Source organism: Gemmatimonadota bacterium (genome assembly GCA_009838845.1).
In the GTDB taxonomy this organism is placed as follows: domain Bacteria; phylum Latescibacterota; class UBA2968; order UBA2968; family UBA2968; genus VXRD01.
In genome coordinates, this window is record VXRD01000006.1 from 1 (window position 1) to 9657 (window position 9657).

The following is a 9657-nucleotide window of genomic DNA, read 5'->3' on the forward strand; positions in this document are numbered from 1 at the left end:
AATCTGCCGGAACGGGCTTAACAACAATCGAGTCAACCCCAAATCCCTCCAGTTGCTGGGGATTCAGTGGGGCTTGTCTGTACTGCAGGATATAAGACGCACCGCCCTGTATCAGATTCACAGTCAAAATATCGCCCTCTTTGCTGAAATCCACATCAGACGCCGTCACATAAGTCAGGCTCGTGCCATCTTGTGAACCACCTCGCAGTTCGCCATTGAGTACGGGCAAGCCATTCTGAATCACATATCCCGCACGTCTGTTGAAGAATCGGGATTCATCGTCATGCGTGGAAAACCCAAGCGGCCTGGCAAACGTGATCTCCACCAGACCCTGTTCGATGATCACGCCATTTTCGATCAAAGGATCATGCACGCCATCGGCATGCTCATGGCCAGATGGTGCACGGTGGCGAGGGCTGCTACGCTCCAGAACAGGGAACCACTGGATGTCCAGTGTAGCCGGAATACTCGGGAATGGCGCTTCGGCATCCATCCACGTGCCATTGAGGTGAGCATCAGCCAACGACCATGTGCCAGAATACGGCGGGTCATGGGGAGCCAGTTCTGCAACCACATCAGCAGGGGGTTCATAAATGCCATAGCGTATGCCATTACCGTCCTCCACGAACATCATCATGCGATGGGGGCGAGGATCTTCCCAGGGCCATGGACTCTGGAAACAGATGGCTGTTCGGTTGTTGCGATTTTGAAACGAGCGATTGTCTGGCCTCTGATTGTTTGGGATGTTAATGCGAACGCGCCCATTACCCAGCACCCTCACACGGCTATCCTCATCGGCTCCGGGCAGCAAGCGCAACAGCCTGTTAGGCTCGTTCAATGCATCAGACGCCTCATTCAGCGGAAACGGGCTCGTGTAGTTGTTGCGTATATCATTGGGGAATTCACCGGCCAGCGGCAACCTGGGACCGCTCTGCCAAATATAAAACGAACCGAATGATAGCCTGGAACGCTCTCGATGATTGCGAGCAAATTCAACGCGAAGTTGATCCCGCGTGGCCCGTGATGTACGCCAATAATGCCGCACGGTTTTTTCATACGTCACAGAAGCCATTGGCGGTGCTGCAAGCGGTGGATTGTACACAAATACCACCGTGCCATAATCCGATGCCGCTGCTGTAAAAATGATATGCCGGGGCGTACCCTGAGGCGGATCGCCGACATCTATGGCACTACCCCCACTCGTCCCTGAAATCAGCCGATAGCTGCCGCGCCACTCCTCGGCAGGCTCAGTCGGGATATCGCGAGTACATCCCGCTGTACCCAACACGCCAATGAGACAAAATAATAAAAATTTACGCATTTTGTGATTCCTCCTGTCGGCGGGCGACCACGAAGGTCGCCCCTACAAGCGTCGGGACGGCACAGGGGCCGTCCCCTACAGGCGGGCACGGAGACACCGCCCCTACTAGAACGTTCCCGAAAGCGTCAAACGCAACGGTCGCTCTCTAATTGCACCGCCGATATCGCTATACGAAACATCCACACTTATCTCGCGCTCTTCGCTCACATTGAGATTTATACCCGCCCCCACGCTCCAGGTCTCCACATCGTACCTGAACTTATAACCGGCGCGGAGTGCCAGCATATTTTGTATCCACAACTCACCGCCAATGTGATCGCGCTCACCATAGTCGCGGAAAAACACATGCTCATAAGCAGTCGTCAGATAAAGCGGATCGCCCTGCTTGCCAAGCAATTCCATTGCAATGGCCAGATTGTAGTAAAACGGCAGGCGATAATCCTCGGTCAGCACTTCTTTATTCCCACCCAGGTTGCTCATGGTCATGCCCACGCGCAGACTCTTGAAACCCGTGTAAAAGAGCGTACCAACATCAAATGTCGTGGAACTCACATTGACAATGTGAATCTGAGACCGCACATAGCGCAGGCGGAAACCCATCGAAAACTTATCGGTCAGTTGCTTGGCAAAAGACGCCGCAACGGAAAAATCGCCGAGCTTGATGTTCCGCCCCGTGCCATTGGGTTGCAAGGGCGTGGTCTCTTCTACATCGGGATAGTTAAACGAGCGAAAAGCGACACCCACAACGCCTACGGGAATGCGATAGGCAAAACCCGCAGCCCCCATCTTGGTGCCCACCAGCCACTCGTTATAAGAGGCCAGATATGCCATATTGTCGATATGCACCAGCCCGGCTGCATTCTGGAATATCGAGTGAATATCTCGCGACGTGCCCACATTGGCGTCGGCCATACCCGCCAGGCGCGCAGACGCCGAAATCTTCAAAAGCGCGAAGCCACTGCGCGCAATGCGGTTGCCCTTATCGCCTTCCGAGCGATAATGCGGTTCTGTCAATACGGGCGGCAGATTCTGAAGGCTTGTCTCTTGTTGAGCCATGGCACTTTGAGGGCTGAGAAAAAGCGCGATAGCTGCTATCCAGATCAAATGTTTCATAATTTGCTCCTCAATAATGACCAATGATCAATTGACAATCACAAACAGACCCTTCTGGATCTGCCCCAAACTCTCGGGATGGTGCGATTCAATCGCCCAGATGTACGTACCGGCATTGAGACGACCGCGCGTATTGGCATTCAAACCCACCGTGTGCGTATCCCACTCGATCTCGCCGCGCGCCACAGGGCGCCCCCGCTGCGGATCGAGTGTATCAAAGGTATCACGCCAGGCCAGATCACCCGTTAGCGTGTAAATGTACAGCGTACACCTGCTCGGCACATTGATCCACCGGATGCGAGGTGCCCCATAGCTGTGTTCATCCCTGCCCTGTACCCAGGGATTGGGCACCACCCTGATCGGCAGCGACATGGACTCATTTTCATGGTTGAGCAATGCAGAGGTCAAACGCGGCACAATGCCATTGGGGTGCCACCGATACTGATTGCGCTCATCCGAGTGTCCGGTTTCCAAACCCTGCTCATCAAACGCGCGCACAGAATAGTGGTAAATAAAACCGAGATCGGGTTCTGAATCAGTAAACCTGTAGGTGCCCCAGCGGAAAGGACCATCAATCTCAATACTGTGAGGTTCCTCCAGACCTTCTGCCCAGGGTTGATTGTCAAAAGAAGCACCTGGGGGTGCATCTGAGGGTAACTGTCGTTCGCCTTCGGGTCCCACAGCCTTGGGAATCGTCGCCAGCAATTCCCAGGGCCCAACCCGCATAAAATCAGAGCGATAGACCCGATAACCCAGCACATCGGGACGACCCAGATCTGGATCGATCGCCGTATCGGCAACGCCCGACCAGTCCACTTCGATATGTCCATCTAAGTTCGTCAGCGCATTGACCTTCACATCGGGCGGCTGGTTAAGCCCGTCAAAGCCCAGATCATACAGCTTTTGCGCTTCATTGCCGTGTGCATAGATCGCTTCGAGACCCAGTTCCAATTCGTTGACCTGGCCCTGCTGCTGCCAGTTCCACTCGTAGGGACGCGCGTAATTCGCGGTATCCATGCGATATTTGGCTGAATTGGACCCCATCCCCGCCACATAGGCGATCACGACTTTGGCCTTGTCGCCGGGACCCAGGGTATAGGGACCGTAAACCTGTGCATCGATCCACGCACCCAATTCCTCATTGTCGTGGTGCTGCACCATGCGGTCTGTATCATTTTCCCCGAGCACACCGGCAGCATCGCTGTAGATGTCAAACAACTGATTCTCGCCGTGCGTACCCCCATGCGGATCATCGCCTAATGCCGAAGAATACATGCGCCACCTGAACACGGTGTGGGGCTGTGGACCTTGCGGCTTCACATAACCGCCTTTTCGATCCAGTGCATTGTAGGGATGGTCAGATGTGCCCGTTGCAATCGGCATCATCCCGATATACTGCGGAGAGAGCAATGTGCCATCTTTAATATTGGACGATGACACATACTGATGCTGTGCGCGGGATCGGGTATAAGGCTCCCCGTAGTCATTCCACAGGCGGGCAACGGCATCGCCATCATATACATAAGTCAGATGCATGGGCGCGCCCTTGTAGTTGTAGGCATATTCCGGATGATCGTAATTATCCGCCTGTGTATAGCGCCAGTAGTCATCTTGCGTCGAGGGCTGAATGAGCCTCCACGCCGCCGAGTTTGAACCGCCAGCCGGCACCCACTCAGAACCGGTCTGGTTGGGGACAAATCCGTTCTTGACCACGATATAGACTTCGTCGAGTTGTTTGGGATATCCGGCATTTGCCTTGCCATCGCCATCTGTATCGCCATTATTCCAGAACTCGATCTCCGTGAGCAAAAAGTCATCGTAATCACCCGTGGTCATAATCGAAGACTGCTTGCCTTTGGGAGTTGGCACGGGGATCATCACGTCGTTATCCGTGCCCGGCGCGGAATACGCATGGATCATCCGCTTCACCGTAATGCCCGAAGCCTGTGCCCAGCCCGTCACCATTGTATTCTCACTGAACAACTCGGGAGATAAACGCGGATCATTGGGCTTGACGCCATTTGACCGCATCTGATTCAACCCGGCGCGCACCCTTTTGTAGGACGACACCAGCATCTCCTTAAACGCCTCTTTGTTCAGGGGATAAAACCCATAGCCCCAGTTGTAATAATCCATTGGCTCCACTTTGTCGGGACCAGGTGGAAAACGGTATTGTCCCAAACCACCAAACCCCGTAGCGGGACCATACTGGAATGCCACAGCCTCGCCATTCACAAAATGGGACTTGATCTTCATATTTCTCATGCGGGGCCAGTACCGTGCGGCACTCTGTCCATAATTGAACAAATTAAATGGTCCCCCGCGCCATACAGACCGCCAGATCGACGCAATGCTTTCGATATTATTGCGCGGATTGTGCTGGATCGGAAAAATATCTGCGGACGGCTGGCGGGGACCCCCCTGAGATACAAATTTGCGTCCATCGTCTGTGCGCGCCATCACCCACATGCCATTGCCCCGCGAATTGTCTGGCCGATTCACGCGGTTCACAAGGCCCGCCCGATAGGTCGATATCCACCGCCCGGGATAAGACATGCCCACTTCGACGCCAAAGGTGCTGCCACCATCCAGCGAGTGCCCCAGTGTGCCATTGTTGCGCATCGACAACCAGAGTTTTCCGCGGTTGGTCGTGCGGCGGCGCGTACGTTGCTGCGCTTCGGCATCGATAATCATATACAATTCCGATGCACCCCAAAACACCACAAAGGCGAGCAACACCCGCGTAACACTTTTGAATATCCGTTGCATAAGCTAACTCCTTATTAAATAGCGGTCAGCAATCGGCTTTTCCGCTGACTGCTGACCGCTGAAAGCTAAGCTCTAAAATCTCGCTCTCAAACCAAAGTGAAACTCGCGAGGTGAATCCTGCTGGCGCAGATAATCACCCACATCGCCATAAGTGATATATTCGGGATTGTCCGGCAATGGCGTGTAAATCACACCCCATTCCACGTATTCAGCTCCCACTTCCACCAGCTGATTATCCACGCGATAGCTGATGTGCGGGTCTTTCTGATTGAACAGATTAAAGGCTTCGAAGAAAGCCGTCACGCTCGCGCGCCTGTTAAATCTAAATGTCTTCTCAAAATTGATATCTGTGCGCGTGTGAATCGGGCCATTGTAGAACCCTTCGCCGCCTCTTCCCGGCGGTGAATAGAAAAACCTGCGCCCCGTGAACAGGCGATACACCGCATTCAGACGCAGATTTTCAAACGGGTGGAAACCCACAAACCGCGGACCAAATTTTCCGGGCGACGAAAACATAAAGGTCACCGTGCCGAAATTGGTGCGGTTCAAATTGGCGGGACGAAACTCCTGAGACTGGTTGTTGCGCTGTAACCAGGTTGCGGCACCTTTGCCATCCCAGTTGATCAGGCTGTTTTCTTCATCCAGCGACCAGTTATTCACTCCTGTCCCCATTTCGAGTAGCTCAACCCGGTTGATCGCCTGGTTGCCAAAAGCCCGTGCCCGCTCAAAGCGCGTAATACCATCCATGGCTCGCGGGAACTCTTCGCCCGTATCGCTGCCATTGACGATACCGAGACCGGCAACACCATCGCCAACAAAATCGCCATCGCCATTGGAATCGTGTGTCCACTCATACCAGTAATGCGTCAAAAAGTTGCCATCGTTGTCGATATAGCCGGCATAATTGCCAAAGTTCGACGGATTCTTGGTCGCCAGTCTGTCTGGAGAAATATAGTGATTGCCGCGAACGCCCGAGTTGCCATTTTCGACCCACTGCACATTGTAGGCAATCGTGAACGCCGTCATGTAGTTGAATTTCTTTTTGACCGACAACTCAAAGCCGCGCGTGTCCCGGTTATTCGTCTGACCCGATGCCCGCACGGTTCGGTTGTGCTGCAAACCCTGCTCCTGAATCCCGTAACCACCACCGCTGCGGCGGAAGACCTGTTGCTTGTAATACGCCGTCAAACCCGCCGTGTAATCCGTGATGAAGTTCCAGTCTGCACCCACTTCAAAACTCGTGGTCACCAGCGGCTTGATCTTCGGCCAACCCCACTGTCCTGCATCCACAACATCCAGTGAGTTGTTTACCTCAGACGGGTCAATCCGACCATTCTGGTTCAAATCCAGAAACTCCTCTTCGGTGCGGTAGCTGTGAGAGAAGATCCACCAGAATTGTTCGATCTGTTCAAACTTGCCAAAGGTGAAGTGCATCGCACTGCTTTCCGTAATCGGATGGGATACACCCACGCGCGGCGAAAAGACCTGGATTGCTTGCGGGCGATAGGTCGGAATATTCTCGACCTTTGTCGGATCGTGATATCTGTAAAACGGAATAAAATGTTCTGCCTGTGGCATCTCGGTATTCGGGCTCCAGCGCAAGCCGCGCAATCCCACATTCACCACAATCCCTTCAAACTCCATTTTGTCCTGGAAATACACGGCATACTGGCGCGGCACTATACCGACCTCGGGATTGTTGAACTGGCTGTAATACTGCTCAACCAGGCCCCTGAAGTCGTTTTTGTTGCGAGAGAAACCCCAGTTGTCGTAGAACAAAAAGTCAATGCCCGCTTTGATGAAGTGTCCCTTGGTCACCTGGCTCGAATAATCGACCTTGAGCTGATAGCGGTCGCGCTTTGAATTTGTCCAGTTCACCACCGGGCGGCCAACGTAATACCAGCCAGAGTCATTGCCAATGCCCGGCTCGACATAAGGCTGGTCTGTATTGAATGGCACTTCCGTATTTACTTCAGATGTGCGTGAATACGAGAACCGAATTTCGTAAAAGGTGCGCGCCGACAGCGTATGCGTCAAAGACGCGTAATTCAGAAAATCGCGCGTGCGCCGCTTGCCCGCTCCCGAGTATTCGGAAGGCACAAAGAGATTGCGACCAGAAGAGTTCATATTCTTGCGCGCACCCTGTTCAATGCGCCGAATAACGCCCGCATTGTACCGAGAACGCTGATTGAACAGAGAACCGTAGTTAAATTTGACGTTATTACCCGGGCGATACGTCAGCTTGAAATTCGTGCGGTTGTTTGGCAGTGATACTGCCGTAGGCGCGGGAAAAGCCGACGGATTGCGATTTGCCGAAGACGTCACCGTGAAGCCAATTCTTCTCATAATTGGACCGCCCAGCATTGCTTCGGCGCGGCCACCCCACACACCCGTGTAATCCTGACGCTCGTGAACCTTGCGCTGAACATCGTCGGCGGCAAACTGAGGATCCCTTATCTCTCCCGTCTGATTGTCGTGCCCCAATATCCCATCGGGACCGGGGTACCACGCCTGCAAGTTTTCCCACTCGGGATTGCCCCACTGCATCCTGCCGCGATGCACGGGCGCTTCATACACATTTGCCCCCCAGTGCTTTTGTCCAGGCGGCGTAATGCGATATTCGCCCCTGCCCGTGTACCTCTGACCACCTTCTTTGGTCACCACGGAGACGACAGAACCCGCATTGCCATACTCCGCATTCATCCCACCAGTCAACACTGTTAGTTCCTGCACGGCACTCGTGTTCACGCCCTGAAAGCGCGTAAATCCGGCGCGCGCATCGTTGTTCACCACGCGCACCCCATCGACCATATACGCCGTCTCCCAGAAGTTGCCACCGCGAACACTCTCCGCCTCGTCGGGGGTCACGCCCGCCTGCAACTCCACAAAATCCGACATCTCGCGCACAATTGGCAAAGACTCGATTTCTTCTGCCGTAATGACTGCTTTGCTCTCCGTTTTGTCGTGCTCCACTGGTGGACGCTCTGCAACGACGATCATCTCGTCCAATTCGAGCGTTTCCTCCTGCATCTGGAAGTTCACCGTCGTGGTATGGTCAACATTGACCACCACACCCTGGCGAATAGATTTTGTGTACCCCATCATCACCGTTTCAATATCATAGGTTCCCGGAGGAATATTGATGATGAAGTATTCGCCCTCCCCATCGGTGATCCCGGCGCGTTTCACGCCATCGATATCGATCACCACATTGGCACCGGGCAACGGATCACCTGTAGCCTCAGTGACCCGCCCACTGATTTTACCCGTTGTGGCCGCTTCTGCCAATCCGGTACTGATCGCCAGCGCGACCAGCAGACCCAGACAACACAATAATCGCTTACTCATGTACGACCCTCCATAAAAAATGGTGAGTGGGATCATCCAGTTCTCCACGCCCTCCCGTGTGAAAAACTGAATCTCTGTTTTACTCGAAATAATATTTAAAACTCACGCCAGCATCCACTGTCCCTATCGGAAACGCCTTGTGCATTCCCCAGGCAGTCAATGGATTGACCTCGCCAAAAACGAGATTGTAGCGCACGCGAAAATCAAGCCCATAAGAAGACCCCAGCGATCCCTCAAAACCCGCACTCACGGGAATCGTCCACGCTGTGCGCGTATCCTCTGTGGGTTCCTTCCCATACAATAACACCTGGCCATTGACAATCAGACCAATGCTTTTCTTTTGCGCTTCGGTCATAGCCGAAGCATCTAAGTCCGGACTGCCGGGATACACCAGCAGAACTCGCACGCCGCCGCGATCCACCTCTTCTGGAATATTGGGATTGGTTGGGATAATCAACCCGTGCTTCACCCTGTGGCTATAATCGTAAAACCCAAGGCCCAAACCCAGATAAGGCGACCACTTCCGGTCGGACATTGTCTCGGCATTTTCCCTGAAGAACCACAGCCAGTTTGAGGCCACGCTATTCCAGGTCATCTCCGAATCCGCATCGGGACTTGGAACTTGACGACCTCTATATTCAAACGTGCGCCCGGGGAGATTTGAATTGCGAAACTTCGAGTAGTGATATTCCACCTCTGTGGTCAAACGCGGAGAAACCACATAACTCACATTCAAACCGTACTTCAAATCACCAGCGTACCAACCGCTCAAAGAAGCCGTCGGCTGGTGATAGCTCAGCAATCCGCCAATAGCCCACAGGTCCGCATCGCGGGCATCAACGGAAGATACAGCAAATAAGAAAACCCCGGCATACAAAGCTAGAAATCTTTTCAAAAGTGCCTCCTTTGGTTTGGGGTGAGCAAAAAGAGAGGATAGTATAATGCCGAATAATCGGCAAGACAAGCGTTTTTTAAAGCACATGGCAAGCCCAATCAGGCTTCCGGAAAAGCATTCAAAACCGTGTTGAAAATCGAGAATCTTTTTGAATTTTTTGTACGAAATTACATATATTTAATTTTAAAACAATAATTTATGAAAATTATAG

At 53.1% G+C, this 9657-nt stretch carries 5 protein-coding genes; all 5 read right to left on the reverse strand.

Annotated elements, in window-relative coordinates:
- Nucleotides 1-1321: hypothetical protein (locus F4Y39_00760; protein ID MYC12233.1), on the reverse strand; the 1321-nt coding region annotated here is incomplete at its 3' end.
- Nucleotides 1322-1426: 105 nt separating this feature from the next.
- Entirely contained in the window at nucleotides 1427-2434 is a 1008-nt protein-coding gene (locus F4Y39_00765; GenBank protein ID MYC12234.1) for a PorV/PorQ family protein, read from the reverse strand.
- Between the two features lie 27 nt (nucleotides 2435-2461).
- Nucleotides 2462-5203, reverse strand: coding sequence for a hypothetical protein (locus F4Y39_00770; protein MYC12235.1), 2742 nt, complete (start codon nucleotides 5201-5203; stop codon nucleotides 2462-2464).
- Between the two features lie 72 nt (nucleotides 5204-5275).
- Nucleotides 5276-8587 carry a TonB-dependent receptor plug domain-containing protein gene (locus F4Y39_00775; GenBank protein MYC12236.1) on the reverse strand — a complete coding sequence of 1104 codons (3312 nt, stop codon included), beginning with the start codon at nucleotides 8585-8587 and terminating at the stop codon, nucleotides 5276-5278.
- Between the two features lie 43 nt (nucleotides 8588-8630).
- Nucleotides 8631-9446, reverse strand: a complete 816-nt coding sequence (locus F4Y39_00780; protein ID MYC12237.1) for a hypothetical protein — start codon at nucleotides 9444-9446, stop codon at nucleotides 8631-8633.
- Nucleotides 9447-9657: the final 211 nt, after the last annotated feature.